Annotated in this window: 19 protein-coding genes and 1 pseudogene; 6 read left to right on the forward strand and 14 right to left on the reverse strand. The window is 72.2% G+C overall.

The genetic code is table 11. The annotated features are described in order from the left end of the window. The first annotated feature begins 43 nt into the window (after positions 1 to 43). Positions 44 to 850, forward strand: coding sequence for an alpha/beta fold hydrolase (locus tag QFZ82_RS03020; protein WP_307711613.1), 807 nt, complete (start codon positions 44 to 46; stop codon positions 848 to 850). A gap of 294 nt (positions 851 to 1,144) precedes the next feature. Continuing rightward, the gene (locus tag QFZ82_RS03025) at positions 1,145 to 2,035 is read left to right on the forward strand and encodes a DMT family transporter (protein WP_307717601.1); all 891 of its coding nucleotides are present in this window, start codon (positions 1,145 to 1,147) and stop codon (positions 2,033 to 2,035) included. A 7-nt stretch (positions 2,036 to 2,042) separates the two neighbouring features. Here the strand turns inward: QFZ82_RS03025 and QFZ82_RS03030 are convergent, their stop codons facing one another. The 3 genes from QFZ82_RS03030 to QFZ82_RS03040 all read right to left on the reverse strand — a co-directional run bounded on the left by QFZ82_RS03030 (position 2,043) and on the right by QFZ82_RS03040 (position 5,977). After that, positions 2,043 to 3,161 carry an AI-2E family transporter gene (locus QFZ82_RS03030; RefSeq protein ID WP_307711614.1) on the reverse strand — a complete coding sequence of 373 codons (1,119 nt, stop codon included), beginning with the start codon at positions 3,159 to 3,161 and terminating at the stop codon, positions 2,043 to 2,045. A gap of 197 nt (positions 3,162 to 3,358) precedes the next feature. Further along, positions 3,359 to 4,768, reverse strand: a complete 1,410-nt coding sequence (locus QFZ82_RS03035; RefSeq protein WP_307711615.1) for an FAD-dependent oxidoreductase — start codon at positions 4,766 to 4,768, stop codon at positions 3,359 to 3,361. A 36-nt stretch (positions 4,769 to 4,804) separates the two neighbouring features. After that, the gene (locus QFZ82_RS03040) at positions 4,805 to 5,977 is read right to left on the reverse strand and encodes a polysaccharide pyruvyl transferase family protein (RefSeq protein WP_307717602.1); all 1,173 of its coding nucleotides are present in this window, start codon (positions 5,975 to 5,977) and stop codon (positions 4,805 to 4,807) included. Positions 5,978 to 6,266: 289 nt separating this feature from the next. Here QFZ82_RS03040 and QFZ82_RS03045 point away from each other — a divergent pair, with 289 nt between their 5' ends. Then, positions 6,267 to 6,866 carry an Hsp20/alpha crystallin family protein gene (locus tag QFZ82_RS03045; RefSeq protein ID WP_307711616.1) on the forward strand — a complete coding sequence of 200 codons (600 nt, stop codon included), beginning with the start codon at positions 6,267 to 6,269 and terminating at the stop codon, positions 6,864 to 6,866. A 97-nt stretch (positions 6,867 to 6,963) separates the two neighbouring features. Here QFZ82_RS03045 and QFZ82_RS03050 read toward each other — a convergent pair whose 3' ends face one another. From QFZ82_RS03050 to QFZ82_RS03065, 5 genes and pseudogenes are all read right to left on the reverse strand, one after another. After that, entirely contained in the window at positions 6,964 to 7,296 is a 333-nt protein-coding gene (locus tag QFZ82_RS03050) for a hypothetical protein (protein ID WP_307711617.1), read from the reverse strand. A 170-nt stretch (positions 7,297 to 7,466) separates the two neighbouring features. Beyond that, positions 7,467 to 8,582 carry an AI-2E family transporter gene (locus QFZ82_RS03055; RefSeq protein WP_307711618.1) on the reverse strand — a complete coding sequence of 372 codons (1,116 nt, stop codon included), beginning with the start codon at positions 8,580 to 8,582 and terminating at the stop codon, positions 7,467 to 7,469. A 106-nt stretch (positions 8,583 to 8,688) separates the two neighbouring features. After that, positions 8,689 to 10,458, reverse strand: coding sequence for a hypothetical protein (locus QFZ82_RS03060; protein WP_373429391.1), 1,770 nt, complete (start codon positions 10,456 to 10,458; stop codon positions 8,689 to 8,691). Between the two features lie 85 nt (positions 10,459 to 10,543). Beyond that, positions 10,544 to 10,798, reverse strand: a pseudogene (locus QFZ82_RS39650) (hypothetical protein); the annotation flags it as partial. A 319-nt stretch (positions 10,799 to 11,117) separates the two neighbouring features. After that, entirely contained in the window at positions 11,118 to 11,492 is a 375-nt protein-coding gene (locus QFZ82_RS03065) for a CU044_2847 family protein (RefSeq protein WP_307711620.1), read from the reverse strand. Positions 11,493 to 11,909: 417 nt separating this feature from the next. Here QFZ82_RS03065 and QFZ82_RS03070 point away from each other — a divergent pair, with 417 nt between their 5' ends. Further along, positions 11,910 to 13,091: a hypothetical protein gene (locus QFZ82_RS03070; protein WP_307711621.1), complete on the forward strand. Its 1,182-nt coding sequence runs from the start codon at positions 11,910 to 11,912 to the stop codon at positions 13,089 to 13,091. 135 nt (positions 13,092 to 13,226) lie between these two features. Here the strand turns inward: QFZ82_RS03070 and QFZ82_RS03075 are convergent, their stop codons facing one another. The 3 genes from QFZ82_RS03075 to QFZ82_RS03085 form a co-directional block, all read right to left on the reverse strand. Then, on the reverse strand, positions 13,227 to 13,427 hold the full coding sequence (locus QFZ82_RS03075; protein WP_307711622.1) for a hypothetical protein: 201 nt from the start codon (positions 13,425 to 13,427) through the stop codon (positions 13,227 to 13,229). A gap of 182 nt (positions 13,428 to 13,609) precedes the next feature. Continuing rightward, positions 13,610 to 13,921 carry a DUF4873 domain-containing protein gene (locus tag QFZ82_RS03080; protein WP_307711623.1) on the reverse strand — a complete coding sequence of 104 codons (312 nt, stop codon included), beginning with the start codon at positions 13,919 to 13,921 and terminating at the stop codon, positions 13,610 to 13,612. Between the two features lie 193 nt (positions 13,922 to 14,114). Beyond that, entirely contained in the window at positions 14,115 to 18,689 is a 4,575-nt protein-coding gene (locus QFZ82_RS03085; RefSeq protein ID WP_307711624.1) for an HAD-IC family P-type ATPase, read from the reverse strand. A gap of 142 nt (positions 18,690 to 18,831) precedes the next feature. On the opposite strand from QFZ82_RS03085, the gene QFZ82_RS03090 reads away from it, so the two are divergent. After that, entirely contained in the window at positions 18,832 to 19,227 is a 396-nt protein-coding gene (locus tag QFZ82_RS03090) for a hypothetical protein (RefSeq protein ID WP_307711625.1), read from the forward strand. Positions 19,228 to 19,396: 169 nt separating this feature from the next. Beyond that, the gene (locus QFZ82_RS03095) at positions 19,397 to 19,630 is read left to right on the forward strand and encodes a hypothetical protein (RefSeq protein WP_307711626.1); all 234 of its coding nucleotides are present in this window, start codon (positions 19,397 to 19,399) and stop codon (positions 19,628 to 19,630) included. 142 nt (positions 19,631 to 19,772) lie between these two features. On the opposite strand, the gene QFZ82_RS03100 is transcribed toward QFZ82_RS03095, so the two are convergent. From QFZ82_RS03100 to acs, 3 genes are all read right to left on the reverse strand, one after another. Then, entirely contained in the window at positions 19,773 to 20,324 is a 552-nt protein-coding gene (locus tag QFZ82_RS03100) for an adenylate kinase (protein WP_307711627.1), read from the reverse strand. 125 nt (positions 20,325 to 20,449) lie between these two features. Then, positions 20,450 to 21,124 carry an SDR family oxidoreductase gene (locus QFZ82_RS03105; protein ID WP_307711628.1) on the reverse strand — a complete coding sequence of 225 codons (675 nt, stop codon included), beginning with the start codon at positions 21,122 to 21,124 and terminating at the stop codon, positions 20,450 to 20,452. Positions 21,125 to 21,151: 27 nt separating this feature from the next. Beyond that, on the reverse strand, positions 21,152 to 23,113 hold the full coding sequence (gene acs / locus QFZ82_RS03110; RefSeq protein ID WP_307711629.1) for an acetate--CoA ligase: 1,962 nt from the start codon (positions 23,111 to 23,113) through the stop codon (positions 21,152 to 21,154). Positions 23,114 to 23,152 lie beyond the last annotated feature (39 nt).

Consider the following 23,152-nt stretch of genomic DNA (forward strand, 5'->3'; position numbering starts at 1 on the left):
CGACTCGGTGGCGTGCGCACGGGGGTCAGGTCAGGCTGGTGGCATGGGCGGGCACACGACGAGGGAGGGCCGCTTCGGGCATCGCCGGGCCGAGCTGGTCTACGACGATGCCGGTGAGGGCCCTCTCGCCGTGTACGCGCACGGCGGTTTCGTGAGTCAGGCGGCCGAGGACCGGATGGGCCTCTTCGACTGGGCGCCGGTCGTGAAGGCGGGGCATCGTCTGGTCCGCTACGACGCCCGGGGGCACGGTCGGTCGACCGGCGATCCCGTGGACTCCGACTACACCTATCGGTCGCTCGCCGACGATCTGCTGGCCCTGCTCGACCACCTGGACGCCTCGGAGCCTGCCGTCGCCATGGGGGCGTCGATGGGATGCGGCACCGTGCTGCACGCCGCCGTGCGTGCGCCCGGCCGGTTCTCCCGGCTGGTTCTGCTCATCCCGCCGACTGCCTGGACGACGCGCACGGCGCACGCGCGGGCGAATCGGAGATCCGCGGACGCTGTCGAACGGGAGGGACGGGACGCATGGCTCGCCGCCAGGGCACAGCAACCTCGCCCGGCCGTCGTGGCCGATGTTCCGGAGCTCCCTCCGACGCCCGCCGACCGGCTGCTGCCCGCCATCCTGCGCGGCCTGGCAGCGTCCGATCTGCCCTCCCCCACGGAAGTCGCCACGCTGCGTCAGCCGGTCCTGGTCCTCGGCTGGGCGGATGACCCGGGGCACCCCCTGCCCACCGCGGAAATCCTGGCGCATGTCCTGCCGCGCGCCGAACTCCACGTTTCCCGGACACGCGCCGACATCCGCACGTGGGGAAGCCGCATCGCCGAGTACCTGAGCCGGCCTCTGCCGTAGCCGACCGGAGGGTGCAGCAGCCGCCTGCTCTGTTCGGGCCGAGGAACCCATGGCATCAGACGCGCAACGCGGCCTCGCCGAGGGGCAGCCGAACGGGATCACACTGGGCTCCCCGGAGATTCCCGGACGGCTGGATCAGGGGCGGCGGCCACGGGGGTGCCGCGGCCCGGCTCGGATCGCGGGCGCGGCCCGACGGTGCGCACCATGGCAGGAAGCGGGCCGGGTCCGCGAGGCCGACGGCGTACCGCGGTCACCGCAGCCCCGCCCTCCCGTCGTCTGCCGGAGGCCGACCACGTGCACACCCTGCTGCCGGTGCTCTTCGCGCTCGCCGCGGCGCTCAGCAACGCGTTCGCCACCGTGCTGCAGCGCAAGGCGGCTCTCGACGTCCCGCGTTCGCAGGGCTTCCGGGCCGGTCTCCTGCTGGATCTGCTGCACCGGCCCGTCTGGCTGGCCGGCATGGCCGCCGTCGTCGTCGCGGGCGTCTGCCAGGCGGTGGCGCTGGGGACCGGGCCGCTGACGATCGTTCAGCCGCTCTTCGTCCTCGAACTGCCGCTCGCCCTGATCCTGGCGACCCGGCTGCTGCACGGAAGCCTGCCGCGCGCCGGCTGGGTGGCGCTGGCCGCTGTCGTCGTGGGTCTCGGCATCGCTCTCGGTGCCGCGTCGCCGTCGGGCAACCGCACCGATGTGCCGGCGGAGCGCTGGGTCGTCGCACTGCCGGTGTGCGCCGCGGTGGTCCTCGCGCTCGCCGCAGCGGCCCTGCGCCGGCCGGAGGGCCGGGCCCGCGCGGCCTGTCTCGGCACGGCCACCGCCATCAGTTACGCCGTCACCGCGGCCCTGATGAAGGAGGCGGTGCACATCCTGGACGACCACGGCCTCGGCGCCTTCCTCACGGCCTGGCAGACCTACGCCTTCGCGGCCACCGGCGCGGCCGCGATCTTCCTGCTGGAGCACGCGATGCAGGCGGGCCCGCTGGTCGCCTCCCAGCCCGCGCTCACCCTCGGCGACGCTGCCGTGAGCCTGTGTCTCGGCATCCTCCTCTTCGAGGAACACGTCCGCACCGGCTGGTGGATGCTGCCGGAGGCGGCGGGGGTCGCGCTGGTGGTGGCCGGTGTCCTGGCCCTGGCCAGGATGCCGCTGGCCAGGGCCTTGGCCGCCTCCGACGAGCGGGGTGCGGCGGTGCCCTGAGCGCCGGTCAGCCGTTCCCGCCGGACAGGCGCGCGGTCCGGAGCGCCTGACGGACCGACCAGACCACGGCCACCAGGGGCACCGCGGCGACCGCGCCCACCACACCAGCGGCGACAGCTCCGCCGACGACCGACAGCGCGACGACCAGGGGATGCAGCCGGACGGCCCAGCTCATCACGATCGGGTGCAGCAGATGCCCCTCGATCTGGGCGATGACGACGATCAGGGCGACGACCACGGCCGCGACCAGCGGGCCCTTGGCCGCGAGCGCGACCACCGCGGCGACGGCGAGGGCGATGGGCGAACCGACGAGGGGGATGAACGCGGCGAAGAACTCCAGCAGGGCCAGCGGCAGCGCGAGCGGCACCCCGAGCGCGAAGAGGGCGATCCCCACCAGGATCGCGTTGGTGGCCGCCACCAGCAGGATGCCGTGGGTGTATCCGGTGAACGTCCGCCAGGCGGCCCGGCCCGCCACCATCGCGTGATCCCGGGCGGCGGCCGGCAACTGGTCGCAGAACCACCCCCACTGGCGGTCGCCGGAGTGGATGAAGAAGACGGAGCAGAACAGCGCGAGGGCCAGCACGGTCAGCACCTCGACCAGCCGTCCGGCGCCGCTCAGCGCTTCGCTGACGACGGTGGACCGGTGGCTGGACAGCAGCTGGCCGATGCGGGACTGGATGTCGCCGAGGGCCTCAGGGGCGACGCGGAACGGGGGCCGCTCCAGCCAGTTCTCGATCCTCTCGATGCCGTCGCGGAACTCCCGTACGAGCGTGGTCCGCTCCCCCGAGACCACCTCGCCGACCAGCGCCAGCACACCCAGCACGAGCAGGATGCTGCCCAGCACCGAGCCGGCGACGGCGAGCGGACGCGGCAGGAGGCGTGCGGCCAGATCGGCCACCGGCCGGAGCACAGCGGTGAGGACGAGCCCCAGGAACACGGCCGCGGCGATCTCGTGGAACCGCCCCAGCAGCGCGAAGACACCGTAGACGGCGGCGGCCACCACGAGGATCCGCCAGGCGTACGCGGCGGCCGTCCGCAGCGCGTCCGGCACGCGTGACGTCTGTGCGGCGGGCGGCGCACCGGAAGGGCGCTCCTGGGGGTCCGACGACCTGGGGGCCATGCACATGCGCGTACCACCGGACGCGTCGCGCCCCACGTGTTCGGTGCGTGGTTCGCCCGAAGGCACCCGGCAAACGGGGCCTGCGCCGGGCCGGCCGGGCCGGGCATCAGCAGCAGGCCGTCCGCTCGGCCTGCGCCGGGGCATGCTCCGAAGAAGAAGGTCCGCGTGACGTGGACCGGATCACGGGCTGTGCCCGTCGGGCATCACGACAGGCTGGCGCCTTGGGAGCGGAGCTCTGCCTGGACCGCGTCCGCCGGGACGTCCCGGGGGCGCTTTCCCTGGGCTGCCGCGAGGGCCGCGCAGACACCCGCGGCCTGCCCGGTGGCCATGGAGATCGGCATGACCCTGTAGGAGGAGTGGGCCACGTGGTCGCCGGAGATGCAGCGGCCCGCGACCAGGACCCGGTCCACATCCGTGGGGAAGAGACAGCGCAGGGGGATGTCGTAGGACTGACCGCGCGGGAGTCGTTTGAGCGTGGTACCGCGACCGCTCGGGTTGTGGATGTCCACCGGATAGGCCCCGCGAGCGATGACGTCGTCGAACTTGCGGGCGTTCAGAACGTCTTCGCCCGTCAGCTGGTACGCGCCCTGGATCCGGCGCGTCTCGCGGACACCGACCTGGACGCCGCTCTGCACGACGTACGAGTCGGCGAAGCCCGGCACGCGACTGCGCAGGAAGCGGGCGATCTGCGCCATCTGCCGGTGGGCGGCGAACTCGGCACGGGTCAGGTCCCAGACACTGGTGCCGAGCACCTCGGTGACGCGGGTCGAGTTGACCGCCACCTCGCCGGTGTTGGGTGTGGCGAAGAACAGCATGTCCTCGCGCGGCAGGTCGAGTTCCCCGGCATCGGTGGCTTCGCGGACCAGGTCCCACAGCCCGTGCACGCCCTTCCACTGATCCGGGTGGGTCCGGGCGTAAGCGGCGAATTCCTCGTGGTCGAAGCGGACCATGCGGAACATCAGCGTCATCGGCTGCGTCCAGCCGTCCTCGGGCCGGCCGATCTCGTACGCGGCCCCGGCCGAAGCGGCGATGTCGCCGTCGCCGGTGCAATCGACGATCACGTCCGCGTCGATGACGATCGGCCCCGACTTGGTCTCGAACACCGCCCGCGCGCGGTCCGGCATGGCCACGACACCGGAGGCGAACGCGTGGAGCAGCGTGCGGACCTCGTGTTGCTCCAGAAGGTCGTACACCACGAGTTTGAACAGTTCCGCGTCGAAGGGCACGGTGTAACCGGTCTCCAGGGAGGGGCGGATCGCCGCCTGCGCGCGCACCAACTGCTCGAGCAGCACCCAGAGCACGCCGCCGACGACCGGCTCGCCCTCCCCGTGGTCGGGCGGCAGCAGACGTGCCGAGTCGCCGCTGACCGCCTGCTTGACCTCGTTGTGGAAACTCATCAGCGGCATCACCAGCGCCGCGGTGGCGTTCCCGCCGAGGAATCCGTACCGCTCGACAAGGGTGACCTGGGCGCCCGCGTTGGAGGCGCCGAGAGCTGCGCCGATACCGGCGGGGCCGCCGCCGATCACCAGTACCTGGGTGGAGCCGGCGTGCAGCGCCTGACGCGGGGGCAGCTCCACGTGCCGGGGCACGCGGGGCGGCATCAGGTAGGACACGGTTCCTCCGTGGGGATCAGGGGATCGTGGTGCGGGTCAGCCGGTCCGGAAGGCGGCTGCCGGTTCGGCCTGGTAGGCGAGCGGCCGGGGAGCGGCCTGGTCGAGATAGGCGAGGAGCCGGTCGGCGGTCTCGGCCGCCCGCGACTTCATCTCTTTCGTCCGGGTGGCGGTGTGTGCCACGCGGGCGGGCCGCTCGTCCCACAGACGGTCCACTTCCGCGAGGAGGGGGCCCGCGGCCTCTCTGACCACTCCCCGCAGGGCGGGGGCGCCGATCTGCTGGGCGAAGTCGAACACCTTCCCTGCGTAGGGCAGGGGAAGCAGCGGGATCCCGGCGAGCGCGGCGAAGATCAGGAAGTGCAGTCTCATGCCGATGGCGAGGTCCAGCTGCTTCACGATGTCGAGAACCTGCTGCGGCCGGTAGGTCCCGTGCAGCACCTGACAGCGTTCGGCATGGGTCATGTGGGAGATCACGCCGTGCGCGTGCCGGATGTCGTCACGTTCCATCGGAACGAAGACGACGTGGCCGTCCAGCCGGTGGACGAGGAAGTCGGCCACGTTCCCGAGGAGCTGGTGATAGCCCTCTTCGTCGAGGTGCTCGGCCGCGCGGCCGGGCTCACGCACACTCATCCCCACGAGATGCCCACGGCGCGGCACCGCCTCCGCCCGGAGCAGCTCCTCGCCGCTGTCACCGGGTTCCAGCAGGAGTGCCGGGTCGGCGGTGACGGAGATGGGCCGGGTCAGCCCGGCCTCCTCCAGCACCAGCTTGGACTCCTCGTCGCGGACCGTCACCTCGGCCGCGTCGGCGAGTGTCGCGCGGACCCACGCGCAGTCGGACTCGTCGGTGAGGGGACCGGCTCCGATGGCATAGGTGAAGACGGGAACGCCGAGATCCTGCGCGGTGCGGACCAGCCGCAGATAGCGGCGCGCCTCGGTGTTGTACAGGATCCCGCCGCCGCCGAGCACGAGCACATCGAGCCGGCGCAGGTGCTCGGAGATGCGCTCCCGGCACACGCCTTCCCAGCCCACGACCTCGACGTCCGGGTAGGTGCTGCGGCTCTGGTCCGGATTGCGGGAGAACACGACGAGGTGTGCGTCCGGACGGCCCGCCCGGATGCGATCCAGCATGGCGGTGAGGATCGCCTCGTCGCCCACGTTTCGCCCCCCGTAGGATCCCAGCACTCCTACGGTCACGCTGCTCAGGTCTCCCATGATCGGCCCCTCGCGAGTCTCACCGGAGATGTTCTTCGCGGCCCAGGCGGTGGACGCCCGGCTTCCTGCCCGCAGTGCCGGGGTGCTCACCTGGCACCGAGCCGGTGCCCCTTCCCGGGCCTTTGCCATCCTGTACCCATTTGCGCACTCCCGCACCAGTTCACGCGACGCCTTGGAGGACCGAGCCGCCAGGCCGGCCGTGGTGCGCAGCACCCGGGCGGTCGTTTAGCCCCCTGGCTGCCGGTTACCCGCTTGGCGCACGAGATCGCATCGCACGTGGGAGGCGGCCATGACCCTTCCGATACGACACGGAGGCGGCTCCCCGGAGCTGCACCGGGCATGGGACCCGTTCAGCGAGTTCGAGGACATGTGGAGCCGGATGGGGCGGCTCCTGGAACAGGCCGCAGCACCGGCCGCGACGAGCAGCGTGTGGATGCCGACGGCCGAGGAGGAGGAAGAGGAGAACGCGTACGTCGTGCGGGCGGAGCTGCCCGGCGTTCCCGCGGAGAGTATCGACATCGAGGTCGAGGGCGACGAGCTCTCGATCACCGGAGAGCTGAGCGAGGAACGGCGCGGCAGGGTGCTGAGCCGGCGGACCGGTAGGTTCTCCTACCGCACGAGCGTGCCGGCGGGGACGGACAGTGACAGGATCGCGGCCGACCTGACCGACGGCGTCCTCACCGTCCGGATCCCGAAAGCGCAGACGGAACACGAGAGGCGCCGGAAGATCGAGATCGGCGGCCGGCACGGCACCGGCGACACCGCCCGGGCCGGCGGGCCCGCGCAGCCGAGCCAGACCCCGGAGCAGCCCGGCCGGACCCCGCCGCCGACGAGCCTGCCGAGCCGGGAGGGCTTCGGAACCGACGAGATGGGAGGAATCCCGGAGTAAGGAGATCCGGTCGACCTCCACCCGCGGCGAACGCCGGGCGCCCACGCGTGTAACGGGCACCGCGTTCTCCGCTGCGACGTGGGTTGCTGCCCGCGGTTCACGGGCTTCGGGTGATCCATCGCTGGAGTGCGGTGTGGGTGGTGTCGTCCAGTGTGCTCAGCGCCTCGATGGCGGCGAGATCACCCGGCCGCGGCGCGATGCCCGCCGTGGTGAGCGCGGCGTGCAGGTCCAGACGCCGCCGGTCGGCCGGCTTGAGCGGCATGGCCCGCTCCCGACCGCGGTCGGGAGCGGGCCACAGGAGGTCACCGGGCTCCAGAAGACCGAGGGTGGTCGCCTCCGGACCTTCGTCGGCGACCGCGCCGGGAAACCGGTAGGGGTCGAAGACGGGCCCTGCGCCCGGGGTCGTGGTGAAAGCATGCCAACCGGTCATGAGTGCCTCCTCAGTTGTCGAGCGACTGGATACGAGGAGCGCAGACAGGACCGGGGCAGTTGCAGTGGGCGCCGTCGAACCACCCGGATGACCCCTATGACATCTCGTCACACAACCGATGAACACCTTGAAACAACGGGCCCTGCCTCACCAGGTCTCGATCGGGGCGGCTACGACAGGACGGCGGCCCCTGCGGCCGGCTCGTCCGTCTCCGGCTCCTGCAACGGGTCGCCGAGCTGCTCGCGCAGGTAGTTCCAGACCACCGCGATCAGCGCGGCGACCGGTACCGCGAGCAGGCTGCCCACGACTCCGGCCAGGCTGCCTCCCAACGTCACCGCCAGCAGGATCACCGCCGCGTGCAGACCGAGCCCGCGACTTTGGATCATGGGCTGGAACACGTTGCCCTCCAGCTGCTGCACCACGACGATGACGGCCAGCACGATCAACGCGTCTGTCAGGCCGTTCGAGACCAACGCGATGAGCACCGCGACCAGGCCGGCGAACAGGGCGCCCACGATCGGCACGAACGCCGATACGAACGTCAGCACCGCCAGCGGGAGCACCAGGGGTACTCCCAGAATCCACAGGCCGATGCCGATGAGGACGGCGTCGAGCAGGCCGACGAACGCCTGGGAACGCACGAACGCGCCCAGGGTCTCCCAGCCGCGCGCGGCCACGGTCGGGACGTCGGTGGCGAGCCGGCCGGGGAGCTGACGGGTGAGCCACGGCAGGAACCGCGGTCCGTCCTTGAGGAAGAAGAACATCAGGAAGAGCGCGAGGACGGCGGTGACCACACCGTTGAACACGGTGCTCACTCCTGTGGCGACAGCGGTGACCATGCTGCCGACGCTGTCCTGGACGCGGGCGATCGCGCTGTCGAGGGCACGGGTGATCTGGTCGTCGCCGACGTTCAGCGGCGGTCCGGCGGCCCACTCGCGCAGCTTCTGGATGCCTTCGACCACGCCGTCGGTCAGCTCCCCGGACTGGGACGCCACCGGCACCGCGATCAGCGCCACGATGCCCGCGGCGAACAGAAGGAACAGCACCGTCACCACCGACGCGGCCAGGGCGGGGTGCCATCCGCACCGGCGCAGGAACCGAGCCAGGGGCCACGTCAGTGTGGTGAGGAACAGGCCCACGATGAGCGGCCAGACGACCGGCCACATCTGGCCCAGCAGCCAGAGGACCGCCGCGGCCATCACGAGGATCATCAGCAACTCACCGGAGACACGCGCCGAAGTACGGAGCGCGGCGCGGGTTCTCGTCGAACTCAGCGGGGCAGACATGAAGGTCACCTTATGGGTACTCCCGTCGCACCCCATGCACCGGTGACCTCAGCGAGCAGTGAGCCCGCGCCCGAGGCGGCAAGGCCTCGGGTCGAGGTACGCGCCGTCAGGCCGGGCAGATCCGGTCCGGCAGCCCGGTGGGCATGCCGCGGCGCTCGTCCTCGCCGAGGTCACGGCCGACGGTGCGGCACAGGTGGCGTTTCCAGAGTTCGGGGTCCAGGCGGATCAGGTCCAGGCGTCCGCTGCCGCCGTTTCCCCTGAAGCCGCTCGCGGACAGGGCCCGCAGCAGGGTCCTCCCGTCCTTGGCGGCCGCCATGAAGTACTGGTTCGTCTCGAAGTCGTAGGACTCGAAGTGGCCGGGGTCCGATGCCTGTTGGAAGCGCACGGAGCTGCCGTTGGCCAGGTAGAACTCGCCGTCCCTCCCGGTGAAGTCGAAGGTGAACCCGTCGCCGGTGAACAGATCGTTCGCTCCCAGCGGCCCCAGGGGGCCGATCATTCTCCTCGGCCGTTGCCCGGCCTTCGCCGACCACAGCTCCAGCATGCCGCCCGGAGTCTTCGCCGCGGCGTACCGTCCGCTGCTGTCGAGAAGGGCCCGCTCGACGTCCGGGCCGAGAGACGCGCAGGGCCTCCGCCGTCCGTCCCGGCTGACCAGCGGATGGAAGGCCATCTCGGCGAGGCCCAGGTGGTGTCGCAGCACCCCTCCCCCGGCTCGGCGCACGAACAGTGTGGCGCGCCCGTTGCCCGAGGTCACCAGCGTCACCGTGCCGTCCACGCTGGTCACCGCGTCCTCGATCTGTCCCTCGGTCCCGCTCAGCACCCGCGCGGCGTCCTTGAACTGGTCGTACCTGCGCAGCATCGCGTTGCGGGCCTCGTCCGTCGGCGCGATCCGATAGGCGGCCATGGCGATCAGCGCCGCCTGCCCCGGATCCTGCTTCGCCACCTCGGCCGAGAAGCCGGCCAGCAGGCGTGACCTCCCCTCCGCCTCCCGCTGTGCGCTGATGCGCGACTGGTGGACGAGGAACGTACCGAGCGCGGCGATCAGCGCGAGCACCACAGCCACCGCGGTCCACGCGGCGCGCATCCGGATCCGTCGTGCCCGGCGGCGCTGTCGCGCGAGGCGGAGAAAGTCCCTGTCCTCGTCGTCGAGTTCCTCTTCCCGGCCGGCCAGTCGCCCTTCGACAGCGGCGAGTTGGAGGGGGCCGGGTAGCAGGCCCGGTGCCCTGTTCCCCTTCGTCCACCGCTCGCGCTCATGGGACAGCTCCGCCCGCCCCGCCAGAAATTCGCTGTCGGCCCGTACCTGTTCCTGGAGGGCGGGCCAGACCGAGACCAGCGCCTCGTGGGCGAGCTCGACGGTCTCCGGCTCCCCTAGCCCGCCGTGCGTCACGAGCAGCCGCCGCTCGGACTCGGCCAGCCATTGCGCGACTCGCCACCCCTCCTCGCCGGCCTCCTGCCGGGTGAGCCTGCGGCGCAGCGGGGCGGGGCTGCCGGGCAGTACCCGGACGAGCCCTGTGAGCAGCCGCCGCGCCCCGGCTTCATGGTGCTGCTCGACGCCGGGCTCCTGCGGCCGCCCGATGACGAAGGCCTCGTACATCCCGGTGGCGAGCGCGACCAGCGGCGAGCCGACGGCCGCGGCGTTGACCACCAGGACGTCGTACGTGTCCGCGCGCATCCGCGGCACCACACCGGCGAGGGCGAGCGACGACTTTCCCGACCCCGAGGGCCCGCACACGGCGACGGCCGCGTGACGGGCCAGAGAGCCGGCCGCCTTCTCGACGTCGTCGTCGCGGCCGAAGTAGACGTGCGTCTGGCTTTCCTGGAAGGTTTCCAGACCGGGGAAGGGCGAGGCGGGCGTCAGGACGGAGTCCAGCCCGGGTATGTCCCGGAACCACGGAGTCCGTGCGGATCGCGAACGCCTGCTGGGCCCGGCGCCCGGACTGGGCCACCGAGACGATGCCGACCACCGCGCGGTGCCGGGGGTCCCAGACCGGACTGCCGCTGAAGCCCTCCTCCACGTACGCGGTCAGGTCGTCCGTCCGGGAGAACTGCCGTCTGCCTTCGCCTGTGGGGCCGCTGAGCTTCGCCTTGACCCAGATTCCGCCCGGCGCGGTGCCGGTGAACCCCACGACGCCGACCTCGTCGTCCCAGGCGGTCCCGGGCTCGACCATCGGCAGCGGACGGGCGCCGTGGGTGGCGGCCGGCAGGCGCAGAAGCGCCACGTCCCCCGTCCCGTTCCGCCACGCAGTGCTCCACCCCGAGCGGTCCGGTTCGGCCCCGCCACGCGCGGGTCCAGCGGCAGGTCCAGCGTGACCGGGGTCCCGGCCTCCACCTCTTGCGCATCGGACGCGCCCAAGGCGTACGCCACCACATGGGCGCAGGTCAGGACCACATCGGGTGCGACGAGGAAGCCGGCGCCGATGGGCTCGGCGTCCTCCCCTTTGATCCGGACGACCGATAAGACCAGTGCCTCATCGGGCCTCTGCGGCTCAGCCCCGGTCACCTGGCCTCCGCTTCACCACAAGCCCCCGACGGCCCCGTTCAGCCGGGCTGGACACTGTCGCCCGTTGAGTCGGGCCGGTCACTCCTGTTCCATGTGAGCCTCACGGAGAAGTTGGCCGCGGTCGCCGTCGAGGCGATGACGACGCCCGCCTCTGCCGACAGGGAGACCCCGAACTCCAGGGCGATCTCGTCCGGCGCGTGCGCAAGGCCGCGGAACCGCCCCACGAAGCTGTCCGCCACGGGACGTACCGCGTCCAGCATCTGCCCAAGGGTCTGCTCGGCCCGTGCAACGGCCCGGCCGCCACGCCCGACGCGCACGAGCGATTCGTCCACCTCGCGGATCTGGACCCGTACGACGTCCTCGCTGCCGTCACCCAAGGGGACCTCGACGGTGCGTACGTTCCTTTCGCTCATCGGAGCGCCGTGCCGGTGGCGGTGACCTGAACGTGGGTCCCGCCGGCGTCAACGCCGCGGTTCGACCGGCGCCACGGAAGGCGGGCCGGAACAACAGTGGTGCTCACCTTGGAGCTCCTCCCTCATCCGGGTGACGAGCTCCGCGGGCTGGTGGGAACGAGGCGGACGCTCGCGGGAGATCATAGCGATGCGAACGCACCCTGGACGCAGGCGAGTTGGCGAAAACCGGTCTAGCCGTACGCGCCGGCCCGGACACCGGCCCCGCCTCCCGGACCCTGTCCGCGCGGTGATCCACGTGCCCGCCCGTCCCCACATTCACCCAGGACATTTCCGGCCCGGTCCCCCCTCGCCGTATCCTCCGCCGGGCATGCGGGACCATACTGGAGCCCGTCCTCGACCGCCCCACAGATCGCCTCCATGCCAAAGACCAGTAACTCCGTGACCGCCGCCCCCGACACGACGTGGCTGGGACACGGACGCCACCTCGGGCCCTCGCCCGAGCAGGACGTCCGGCGCAACCTCATCGCGCTCAAGGCCGCTGGGGTCATCGACGATTTCCTCGACCTCGCTCCCGTCGACGCCTTCGCAGGCGGTCCGAGCGGCCTCCCTCCCGCGCTCGACACCGCCGACAGCGCCGCCGCGCCCGATTCCTCCGTACGCCGCCTCTTCGAGGCCCGCTGGCGCGTGGACGGTGAGGTCACCGTGCGTGCCCAGCTGACGACCTTCGACTCCCCGGGGCGTCCGCGTGACGGTCAGGCCGTCGCCTGGGCGCTGGCCGCGGAGGCGGAGCGGACCTGGGACCAGCGGTGGCCGTCCCCCGCCGCCATGTTCTGGCCCGACGACGACCGCATCGCCTGGGACCACGACGCCGTACCCGGCCCCCGCCTGCGAACCACCAATCCGCTGCCGAACGACGACAAGGAGATGCGCCGTCTCCTCAAGGACTGCGCCCGCAACAGCTGGAACATCCATGTCGTCGTCCACGAGGCGATGACCCCCGACGCGCGCGGCCGTCTGCCCCTCACGCCCTGCCTGCCGCCGAGCCTGCGCCATCGGGTCGTGGAGCACCGGGCCGCGCCGGACCAGTTCCAGATCGTCAACTGGGCGGTGAAGGACCTGGGGGTACGGGTACCTCGGGGCGGTGCGGCGGTCCTGCCCACGGCATCGACGAGCCCGGAGTTCGACGCCGAACGCTTCGCCGTCCGCAGTGTCTTCCTGGACGGCTCGGAGCCGACGGAACTCCTCGAGAGGATCACGGCCTTCGCCGGTCTGCCGCGGATCCTGACCGCCGGTGCGGAGCAGGCTCTCGACAGTCTTCGCCGCCGCTGGCATCTGCTCACCGTGGAGGAGGAGCTGGCCTACACCCGCGAACTCGTCACCAAGTACGCCGAGGCACTCGACGCCATGACCGCGTCCCGCGACCTGTACCGGGAGGCAGCCGAACTGGCCCGGGCGGCGCTGGTGGAGGCGACCGGATCGGAAAGCCTGCCGCTTCCGCGCTCCCCCGCGACCCGCAAGCCCGAGAATTCCCCGCGGAGCGTACTGACCAAGGCTCTGGGACGCTTCAAGGACGCATCAAGGCAGCACCCTCAGAAGTGACGGCCCCGTCGCGGCCGGGCGTTCGGCGCCGGGGGTGCCAGACGCGCCGCCGGCGTGTCGTGGCCGGGCTCCGCCGACGTTCTGAGCCGTCGCTCTCCGGGGTGCGCGCCTGGAGGCCGGCCCCATGGGTGCGGGTCAGTCCTCCTCGTCCTTCTCCCGTCCCTTCAGGGGTTCGCCCGCGCCGGTGCCATGGGGGTCGTATCCCTCGGTGGCGCTTGCCGTGCCGGGCACGGTGCGTTGTCCGGCCTGCTGTTCGCGCCCCGAATGGGCGCCGGGACCGCGGTCGGCCCGATCGCCGTGGCGGGCCTTTCGCGGGTTCTCGTGCTTCTTCGTCATGGTCGTTCGTCCTTGTCGTGAAGACCGGCTCCGTGGGAGACCGGTCCGGCTCGATGAACGCCCCGCCGGTCGTGCGCGGCCGCTGACGCCGGCGAGCACGCCGAGGCCGGCACCCACCGCCCGCCGGTGCGCCGGCCGGGCGGACGGTGATCCGACAGGCGTTCCGGGGCGGTGCCGCCCCATCAGAACGGCGGATCGCCGCTGCCCTCGATCACCAGGAGGCCGGCGTCGAAGCTGCGGCGGCTCACGACGAAATCACCGACACGGCCGTCGGGCATCCGCAGGTGGCGCTCTGCCGCGTGCATCACCATGTCGGCAACCTCTTCGTCCCTGACCTCGAGCTTGCCGTTCCAATCGGCCGCGCCCTCGACCCACGCCTCGGTCGGGCCGAACGCCGCCACGTGCCGCTGCTCGACCCACGAACGCAGGTCGGCTTTCGCCGGAATCTCGGTGCCGTCCGCGATCACCGTGGCGTCGCCTCGGTAGACGTCCATACGCCCAGTGTGCGCCGCCTCGCGCCGCCACGCCTCACGCAGCCCTGGGAACCCACGCCGGAGCAGGGGGCTGCACCCCGGGATCGCCCCGACCACGATCCGTTGCCCTGCACGACCGTACGCACCAACCGGCATGGTGCGTAGCCGACTTGACCCGCCGAAGACGTCGTCGTGGCCGGACCCCCCGCAACGTTCAGCGGGCGCCCGGTCGCGGTGCCGGCCTCGGGGGCCGGACACGAGGCCGCCCGTCGGCTGTCCGCCGCGGGTCCCGTCCCGCCTCCTCGCCCGGCGGCTGCGTGGCCGGGGAGGCGGGCCGGTCGGTCTCCGTCCCCTGCTCGGCTGCCGCCTGCTCGGTCATCGACGAGATGAGCGGGGACAGGACCATGCCGAGGAGGGAGGCCGCGGTGATCGCGCCGAGGGCGATACCCCAGGCGACGGGGCCGAGAGGTGTGCAGCCGAAGAAATGGCTGACGCCGGGAGTCTGGATGATGGCGACGAGCACGGCCGCGGAACCGAGCCCCGCCGCCAGGACGTTGCGGTCGGTGCCGCCGGTGACGAGGGTCTGGGCGAGCTGGGTGCCGACGACAGCGGCGAGAGCGACGGTGCCGGCTCGCCGTGCGCGGCCGGTCAGGCGCGCGGCACCCCAGGCCAGGGCCGCACCGGTCGCGGTGACGGCGCCGCGCAGCAGCATTTCGTGGGTGAGCGCGGTGCCGAGGGAGCGGTGCGGGCCCTCTTTGAGGAGCCGTTCGCCGGCTTGGCCGGCTGGTTCGCGTACGGCGATGGCGAGGGAGGGGGCCAGATCGGTGAGGAGGTTGACCAGCATGATCTGGCGGGCGTTGAGGGGGGTGGTGCCGGTGAGGGCGGAGATGAGGACGCTGAACGTGACTTCTCCGAGGTTCCCTCCGATGAGGATGCCGAGCGCGGCGCGGACGGAGGCCCACATGGCCCGGCCCTCCATGAGGGCCGCGACGATGGTCTCCAGGCGGTCGTCGCTGACCACGAGGTCGGCGGCGGCGGTCGCGGCAGGTGTGCCGCGGCGGCCGAGTGCGATGCCGACGTCGGCGAGCCGGATGGCGGGCGCGTCGTTGGCTCCGTCGCCGGTCATGGCGACGACGCGGCCGAGGCGCTGGTACGCCTGGACGATGCGGACCTTGTGGTGGGGGCTGCAGCGGGCGATGACGTTCACGTGGGGCAGGAGTTCGTCCAGGGCGTCGTCGTCGAGTGCGTCGATGTCCGGGCCGGTGCAGACCTTGGGTTCCGTGACGTCGCTGATGGCGGAGGCGATGGCGTCGGCGGTGGCGGGGTGGTCGCCGGTCAGCATGACGGTCTGGACGCCGGCCTCGTGCAGCCGGGCCGTGGCGGGGGCCGCGCTGGTGCGTACGGGGTCGGCGAGGGTGACGAAACCGAGAAAGACGAGGTCGCGCACGGTCTCGTCGGTGAGGTCCTCGCCGGGGTCCATGCGGCGTTCCGCCACCGCGAGGACGCGGCGGCCGGCGCCGGCGAGCCTCTCGGCCACGGCCGTCAGCTCCCGGCCGGCCGCGTCGTCGAGGGGGGCGACGTCGCCGTGCGGCGGCCGGCGGCGGGCGCAGCGGGTCAGGACGTTCTCCGGTGCGCCCTTCACGCTGAGCAGGGTGCCGTGGGCTGTGTGCCCGGTTGTCGCGTGGTAGGCGCGTGCGGGCTCGAAGGGGAGGGTGTCGCTGCGCCGCCAGCGGGGCGCCCCGAGGGATGCGGAGACTCTCGCCCGGCCGGCTCCGGCGGTCACGGCCCGGTCGGTCTGGTGGGCCATCGGTTCGGCCTGACGGGCGGGCGGGGTGGCGCGCAGTGCGGCGGCGAGGACTTCCTTGCACCGGGTGTCCAGCGCGTCGACGGGCAGCGAGCGGTCGCCGTCGCTGACGTCGGCGAGCTGAAGCTTTCCCTCGGTGAGGGTGCCCGTCTTGTCGAAGCAGAGCACCTGGGCGCGGCCGAGCGCCTCGATGGTGCGGGGGTTGCGGACCAGGGCGCCGGCGTCGGCCAGGCGCCGGGCGGCCGCCAGTTGGGCGGCGTTGACGAGGAAGGGCAGACCTTCGGGAACGGAGGCGACGGCGAGGTTGACCGCCGATGCGAGGTTCTCGGTCAGAGGGCGTCCGTGCAGAACGCCGGACAGGGCCACCGCCGCCGCGGAGCCGAGGGCGATGGGCAGGCTGGAACGTGTGAGGGAGGTCAGCCTGGCCTCCACGCCCGTTTCGGGTGCGGCCTGCCGGGCCGTGGCCAGGCTGCGGCCGACTTCGGTGGCGGCTCCGACGGCGACCACGACGGCGACCGCCCGGCCGGCCGAGACCGTGGTGCCCTCGTACAGCATGGAGCGGCGGCCGGTGATGTGGGCCGAGACCACGGGTGCGGGGTCCTTCCCCACGGCGAGGGACTCGCCGGTGAGTGAGGACTCGTCGACTTCGAGGCCTTCGGCTTCCAGAAGCCGGCAGTCCGCGGGCACGACGTCCTCGGGCAGCAGCACGACGATGTCGCCGGGTACCAGGTCTCCGGCGGTGACCAGCCGTTCGCGGCCGCCTCGGCGTACCCGGGCGCCGATGGCGGAACGGGCGAAGAGTTCCGCGAGGGCGCGCTCGGTGCGTACCCGCTGGACGCCGCCCACCAGCGCGGACGTTCCGGTGATCGCGGCGACCAGCGCGGCGTCGGTGCGCGAACCCACCGCCATGGCCAGCGCGGCGCCGGCGGCGAGGACGGGGGTCAGTGGGTTGGCCAGCTCCTCGACGAATGCGTGCGGCAGGCTAAGTTTCGGCGGCTCGCCCGTCGGGGAGTCGCCGCGCCGCGCGTCGGCCTCGTCCGCGGACAGTCCCTCACGTCGGGTGCGCAGACGTTCCAGTGCACGGTCCACCGGCATCAGGTGCCAGGGGGTGGTGGCCACGGGCGGAGTCATGGGGCGGGCCAGCAGTTGCCGGGCGCGCCAGACGCCGAGGCAGAATGCCACGCTGCCGGCGGTGTTGCTCACGGCCATGGCCCGTGCGGTCGCCCGGGGGCCCGCGGACTGCAGCGCGGCCACCGCGCCGATGCCGCCGGCGCCGGTGGCCAGATGGTGGCTGTCGCGGTCCACCAGGGCGGCCGTGCCGACCGCGTCCACGATCATGCCTGCCGCTTCGAGGTCCGCCCCGACCAGGAAGTGGGCTCCCCAGGGGGTGTGCTCGTCGCCGGTGTGGACGCCGACCGCGCAGTCGGCCGTGCCCAGCGCCCGTCTGTGGCCGGAGATGAGCAGAACCACGGCCCCCTCGGCCTGAAGGGTGCGCACGGATGCGGGCAGGCGGTTGCCCGCCGGCACGACGGTGTCGGCGAACGAGTACCCCGGGCGGTCACGGTCGGAGGCCACCACCACGCGGGCGCCCGCGCGGCGGGCAGCCGCCGCGACGGCCTCGGCCCCCGGTGCGGACCGGGTGGCCAGGCCCGCGACCGCGAGCAGTCGCCTGCCCTTGGCCAGGCCGAGCACCTTCTCGCTGCCGCGGCGCCGCAGCCGGTCCTCGGCCCGCCGACCGCTGGGGCCTGCCAGGTCCAGTTCGGACAGTGGGCCCAGCACCCATCCTTCCGCTCTGTTCACATGCAGGGGCCGGTCCGGGTCGAACAGCGCGAACAGCCGCTCCGACACCTGTGGCGGGTCGGCGCCGCCCAGCAGCTCGAGGTCGACCGGTTCGTACTGGTTGCCTCGCAGCGCGTCCTCGTCGAGGACGATGGTGTTGACCTGTCCCAGCCGCCGCAGCGCGCTGCGGTCCATCGTGACGACGCCGCGCAGCGCCAGATGTCTGCCGAGTGTGGTGGCGAAGCCCTCTCTGCCGGCGTCGGGCGCCTTGGGCAGAGAGGCCAGGGCGACGGCGAGGGCGCGCCGGGGGCCGGCGAAGGGCAGCAATGCGAGGCCGGACAGGGCACCGGCGGCCATGGAGCTCTCCGCGTAGCGGTCTGCCCCGTCCTGCGGCAGCGGGCCGGGCCGCTCGCGCATCACCGCTTCGGCCGACGCCTCCTCCGGACTGCGCACCAGTCGCGCTTGCGCCTCCTGCCAGGCCGTGCGTTCGGCATTGGCCTCCCGCCATCCCGCGAGGCGCTGGAGGACGTCGAGCGCGATGCCGCCGCCACGCGTCGCCACACCCTGCACCAGAGCGGTGACCACGGGAAGGACCGAATCGGCCCGCTCCGTCGCGCCGTCCAGCCCGTCGATCAGGTGGCGCAGCCGCGGGTGGCGCTGCACGGCGCCGGTCACGGCCGCCACCTCGGGCGGCAGCGAGAACCACGGAGCGATCCGGCGAGCCGTCGCGATGCCCAGTCCCACCGCATCGGCGGCCAGGGCCGACATCGACGCGGAAGGCGTGCCCTCGGCCGGATGATGCGGCTCCGGCCGCCACTCGTCGAACGCCTCCGCGTCCGCCGCGTGGGCGCCCTCCGCGCGCTCCACGCGTTCGACCAGCTCGCGCTCGGCCGGTGGCGGCGACGCGACGGCGACCACCACCCGCTCGGACGGAGCGTTCACCCGCGCCCACAGCACACCGGGGTGTTCCTCCAGTGACCGCTCCACCCGTCGCGTGACCTTCGCGCCCTCGGCCCCGTGGACACCGTGGACCTGGATGTAACAGCGTCCGGGGCACCATGACACCTCACGGCTCGCCGGACCCAGCAGATACCCGACCAGGCCCGCCGCCCCCCGCACACCTGCCGCGACCCCGGACGCCACTCCGGACGCGAGCGGCCCCAGCAAGGACGTTCCCCACAGCGGTGAAGCCGGCTGGGGCGACATGGGCCGTACCTCCCTCCACCGGAGCGCTTCCCTGCGATGAACCCGACGAATCCCAGTCTGATCCAGACTATGAGACGCGGCATTCGGGGAATACGTGCCTATATGTCTCCGGCGGACCGAAAACTCTAGCGAGGTGAGAGTCGTGACCGCCATGACGAACCCCAGCGAACACTCCTCCGCTCCGGGTGAGGACACGGCCCCCGGAGGGCAGGGAATCTCCCTCGACCAGCAGGAGTCCGGCCGGTCCCAGCGCTCGATCACCCTCACCGTTCCCTCGCTCGACCGCGTGGCGAGCGGGGCCCTCAACGCGGCCCTGCTGCCCGTGGCCGTCGCGCGCCAGGTGCTGCCCGCCAAGCGTGGGCTTCCCCTCTACGTGGGTCTCGGCGTCCTGGGGGCCGCCGATGTCATCGAATGGCCCGTGGCCATCGGCATCGGCCTCGGGTACGCCGTCCTGCGCCGTGGCGGGAGCGTCCTCGCCGGGCCGCCGCGTCCGCAGGATCACACGCCGCCCAGGTTCGGAACTGAAGCGGCGGCATGAGGGCGAGGTGCTCCAGCGGCGCGCGGTCCCGGTCGGTGCCTGTCCCCGGCGGACGGCCGGTCGATGACAGCACGCAGGGCGCATACCGAACGCCGGGACGGTTACCCGGAGGTCGAGCACCGACGGACGTGCTCCTTATCCATCCACGAAACCGAAGGGCTGGTCCACCATGGCGAGCAACACCGAAGCCGGCGGGGTCACCGGTACCAAGGACAAGGACTACAACCTGGTCTGGTACGTCGAGAACTGCCTGAGCAACGCCCTGCGACTGGAGACGTACATCCAGGACGCGGAACGCGAGAGCGACTCCGAAGTCGCGGAGCTCTTCCGCAAGGCCCAGGCCGACAGCCGTAAGGGAGCCGAGCTGGGCAAGCAGTTGCTCCGCAGCCGTATGGGCAGCTGACTCCCCGGCCTGGACCGGTCGCGCCGCAGGCCGCCCGGCCTCGCCGGCGGCGGGCCGGCCGTCATCCGGGCCGGTCGACTGGTTCTGGCCCACCGACGCCCGGGCTCCCGTGCAGCCGGAGGACGGCAGCGCGACTGTTCGCTCATATCGGCCGTGCCAGACCCTTGAGTGCCCGTTGCGCTATCTCGTCGACAGGCCCGACGGCCTGAACCGACAGCAGGATGTCCGAGTAGTGGTCGAGCAGAGGGGTGGTCTGGCGTTCGTAGACCCGCTGCCTGTGCCGGATGACGTCCTCGGTGTCGTCCGGCCGGCCGCGCTCCAGCAAGCGCGTCACCACGACCTCCTCGGGAGCCGTGAACTCCAGCACCGCGTCCAGTTCGCACTCGGCGGCGTCCAGAATCGCCGCGAGCTGCCTTGCCTGCGGCACGGTGCGCGGGAAGCCGTCGAGCAGGAAGCCGTGCCGGGTGTCCGGTTGTGTGAGCCGCTCGCGGACCATGCCGCCGGTGACGTGGTCCGGTACGAGTTCGCCGGTGTCGAGGTACCGCTGGGCGTCCCGCCCGAGCGGCGTCCGACGGGTCACGTGCTCGCGGAACAGGTCTCCGGTCGAGATGTGAGGGACGCCGAGCGTCTGGCTGAGGATGGCCGCTTGGGTGCCCTTGCCCGCTCCGGGAGGGCCGATGAGGACGAGTCGCATCAGGGAGGTGTGCCTTCCGGTTGTGTGCGCCGCTGAGGCGTCGATGAGGCGTCATGCGCGTGCGGATGACGATCTGGGGTGTCTGGGTGATGTCCTCGCTGACAGGGGGCTCGCCCCGCGTCCGGTCAGGCGGCCCGTGGTGCTCGGAGGACGTGTTCGGTCAGTACGAGGACCGGACCGTGCGCCCGGTTCACCGGACGCGCCAACAGCTCGCACAGCACCTCGGCAATTCCCGACCGGTACGCGTCGGGGCCGAGGGACGGGCTGGGTACGACGGTGTGGACGTCGACGCGGGGGGCCAGTTCGGCCGACAGCCACTCGGTGAGTTCGGTCAGGCCGGCCAGCGCCGCGTTGCGCGGGGCGTCCCGGACCACGTCCGCGACCACATTGACGACCGATCCGCCGTGCGCGGCCATCCAGCGCCAATAGGCACGCTGCACACACGCCATCGGCATCACGAGATCCCTCTGCAGCACCTCGCGCAGGGCCAGCGGGTCGAGTTCCATCAGAGGACTCGCCTGGGGGCCGGCCCCGACGAGGTTCACGAGGTGGTCGAGACGGCCGAAGCGGTCGACGACCGTGTCGACGGCCCGGCCGAGCCCGGCGGGGTCGTCGGCGCGGCACGGCAGGGCGAGCACCGGGGATCCCGGCGTCGTCAGCGCGGCGGCGCCATGGGCGATCGCCCCGGCCAGCGCCACCCGGGCCCCGTGCGCCGAGAGGCGTTCCGTCACGGCCGCCACGGGACCGCCGGCTCCGGTGAGGAGCACGACCGGGCCGGCCGCCGGGTCGCTGTGTCCCATCTCCGTTCTCCGTTCCTCGGGGCCGAGTCAGTCGGCGGACCGGGTTGCGCCGGTGGGACCGGCGTTGATGCGGTCCATCACGGAGGCGTCCGCGAGCGTGGTGACGTCACCGACCTCGCGGTTCTCCGCGATGTCGCGCAGCAGTCGGCGCATGATCTTCCCGGACCGGGTCTTCGGCAGCTCGGGGACCACCATGATCTGCCGCGGCTTGGCGATGGGGCCGATCTCCTGTGCCACGTGCTCGCGCAGCGCCGCAACGACCTCCTCCTCCGCCACGCCGCGCCACCGCTCACCGCCGCGCAGGATGACGAAGGCGACGATGGCCTGCCCTGTGGTCGCGTCCGATGCGCCGACCACCGCCGCCTCGGCCACCGCGGCGTGCGAGACGAGCGCCGACTCGACCTCGGCGGTGGAGATCCGGTGCCCGGAGACGTTCATGACGTCGTCGACCCGGCCGAGGAGCCAGATGTCCCCGTCGTCGTCGTACCGCGCGCCGTCGCCGGCGAAGTAGTAGCCGTGCTCGGCGAAACGGGACCAGTACGTCTCCCGGTACCGCTCCTCGTCGCCCCACACACCGCGCAGCATGGACGGCCAGGGCTGGTCGAGCACCAGGTAGCCGCTGCTGCCCTTGGCGACCTCCTTGCCCTGGTCGTCGACGACCTTGGCGGAGATGCCCGGCACAGGGGCCTGCGCCGATCCCGGCTTCGGGGTGGGCCCGTAGGGCAGCGGCGAGATCATGACGGCGCCGGTCTCGGTCTGCCACCAGGTGTCCACGACCGGCGCCCGGCCACCGCCGATGTGCTTGCGGTACCACCGCCACGCCTCGGGGTTGATGGGTTCGCCCACGCTGCCGAGCAGGCGGATCGACGACAGGTCGTAGCGCGCGGGGATGTGCTCGCCCCACTTCATGAAGGTGCGGATGAGGGTGGGAGCGGTGTAGTAGACGGAGACGCCGTACTTCTCGATGATCTCGAAGTGCCGTCCCTCGTGCGGTGTGTTGGGTGTGCCCTCGTACATGACGGATGTCGTGCGGTTGGCGAGCGGCCCGTAGACGATGTACGAGTGGCCGGTGATCCAGCCGATGTCCGCCGTGCACCAGTAGACGTCGGTCTCCGGTGCGAGGCCGAAGACGGCGCTGTGGGTGTACGCGACCTGGGTGAGGTAGCCGCCGCTGGTGTGCAGGATGCCTTTGGGCTTCCCCGTCGTGCCCGAGGTGTAGAGGATGAACAAGGGGTGCTCGGCGTCGAAGGGCTCCGGCCGGTGCTCGTGGGGCATGGCGTCCACCAGGTCGTGCCACCACAGGTCGCGGCCCTGCGTCCACGGGACTTCACCTCCGGTGCGCCGTACGACGAGGACGTGTTCGACACCAGGAGTGTTCTTCGTCGCCTCGTCGGTGTGCGCTTTCATCGGTTCCGCCCTGCCCCGGCGGTACTGCCCGTCCGACGTGATGAGGAGCCGGGCCTCGGCGTCCTCGATCCGTGACTGCAGGGCGGCCGGGGAGAACCCCCCGAACACCACACTGTGCGGCAGGCCGAGCCGGGCGCAGGCCAGCATGGCGAAGACCGCCTCGGGAATCATCGGAAGCTGTATCGCGACCCGGTCCCCGGCGGTCAGGCCGAGGGAGGTCAGGGCATTGGCCGTCTTGCAGACCTCGCTCCGGAGCTCCCTGTACGTGATCGTCCTGGTGTCGCCCGGCTCGCCCTCCCAGTGAAAGGCGACCTGATCGCCGTACCCGGCCTCGACGTGCCGGTCGACGCAGTTGTACGCCACGTTCAGCCTGCCGCCGACGAACCAGCGGGCGAAGGGCGCGTCCGACCAGTCCAGGACCTGGCTCCACGGGGTATCCCAGTGCAGCCGCCCGGCCTTCTCCGCCCAGAACGCCAGACGGCCGGCCGCGTCCCCTTCCTGCGGTCCTGGCGCCGCGTCGTCTCGTGAGCCGGCGGCGAGCGGGTTTCCGGGACGGACGTGGTGATCAGAGCGCGGAGACATCCGAGGCCTTCCAGTAGTGCGGTGAGTGCGGACCATGTG

The sequence above is a fragment of the Streptomyces sp. V4I23 genome, assembly GCF_030817975.1.
Lineage (GTDB): Bacteria > Actinomycetota > Actinomycetes > Streptomycetales > Streptomycetaceae > Streptomyces.

Bases quoted from the DNA above. Each gene is read 5' to 3' on its own strand.
- QFZ82_RS03020 (WP_307711613.1), top strand. From the start codon at position 44: ATGGGCGGGCACACGACGAGGGAGGGCCGCTTCGGGCATCGCCGGGCC.
- QFZ82_RS03030 (WP_307711614.1), bottom strand. From the start codon at position 3,161: ATGTGCATGGCCCCCAGGTCGTCGGACCCCCAGGAGCGCCCTTCCGGT.
- QFZ82_RS03040 (WP_307717602.1), bottom strand. From the start codon at position 5,977: ATGGGAGACCTGAGCAGCGTGACCGTAGGAGTGCTGGGATCCTACGGG.
- QFZ82_RS03045 (WP_307711616.1), top strand. From the start codon at position 6,267: ATGACCCTTCCGATACGACACGGAGGCGGCTCCCCGGAGCTGCACCGG.
- QFZ82_RS03050 (WP_307711617.1), bottom strand. From the start codon at position 7,296: ATGACCGGTTGGCATGCTTTCACCACGACCCCGGGCGCAGGGCCCGTC.
- QFZ82_RS03055 (WP_307711618.1), bottom strand. From the start codon at position 8,582: ATGTCTGCCCCGCTGAGTTCGACGAGAACCCGCGCCGCGCTCCGTACT.
- QFZ82_RS03065 (WP_307711620.1), bottom strand. From the start codon at position 11,492: ATGAGCGAAAGGAACGTACGCACCGTCGAGGTCCCCTTGGGTGACGGC.
- QFZ82_RS03070 (WP_307711621.1), top strand. From the start codon at position 11,910: ATGCCAAAGACCAGTAACTCCGTGACCGCCGCCCCCGACACGACGTGG.
- QFZ82_RS03075 (WP_307711622.1), bottom strand. From the start codon at position 13,427: ATGACGAAGAAGCACGAGAACCCGCGAAAGGCCCGCCACGGCGATCGG.
- QFZ82_RS03080 (WP_307711623.1), bottom strand. From the start codon at position 13,921: ATGGACGTCTACCGAGGCGACGCCACGGTGATCGCGGACGGCACCGAG.
- QFZ82_RS03085 (WP_307711624.1), bottom strand. From the start codon at position 18,689: ATGTCGCCCCAGCCGGCTTCACCGCTGTGGGGAACGTCCTTGCTGGGG.
- QFZ82_RS03095 (WP_307711626.1), top strand. From the start codon at position 19,397: ATGGCGAGCAACACCGAAGCCGGCGGGGTCACCGGTACCAAGGACAAG.
- QFZ82_RS03100 (WP_307711627.1), bottom strand. From the start codon at position 20,324: ATGCGACTCGTCCTCATCGGCCCTCCCGGAGCGGGCAAGGGCACCCAA.
- QFZ82_RS03105 (WP_307711628.1), bottom strand. From the start codon at position 21,124: ATGGGACACAGCGACCCGGCGGCCGGCCCGGTCGTGCTCCTCACCGGA.
- acs (WP_307711629.1), bottom strand. From the start codon at position 23,113: ATGTCTCCGCGCTCTGATCACCACGTCCGTCCCGGAAACCCGCTCGCC.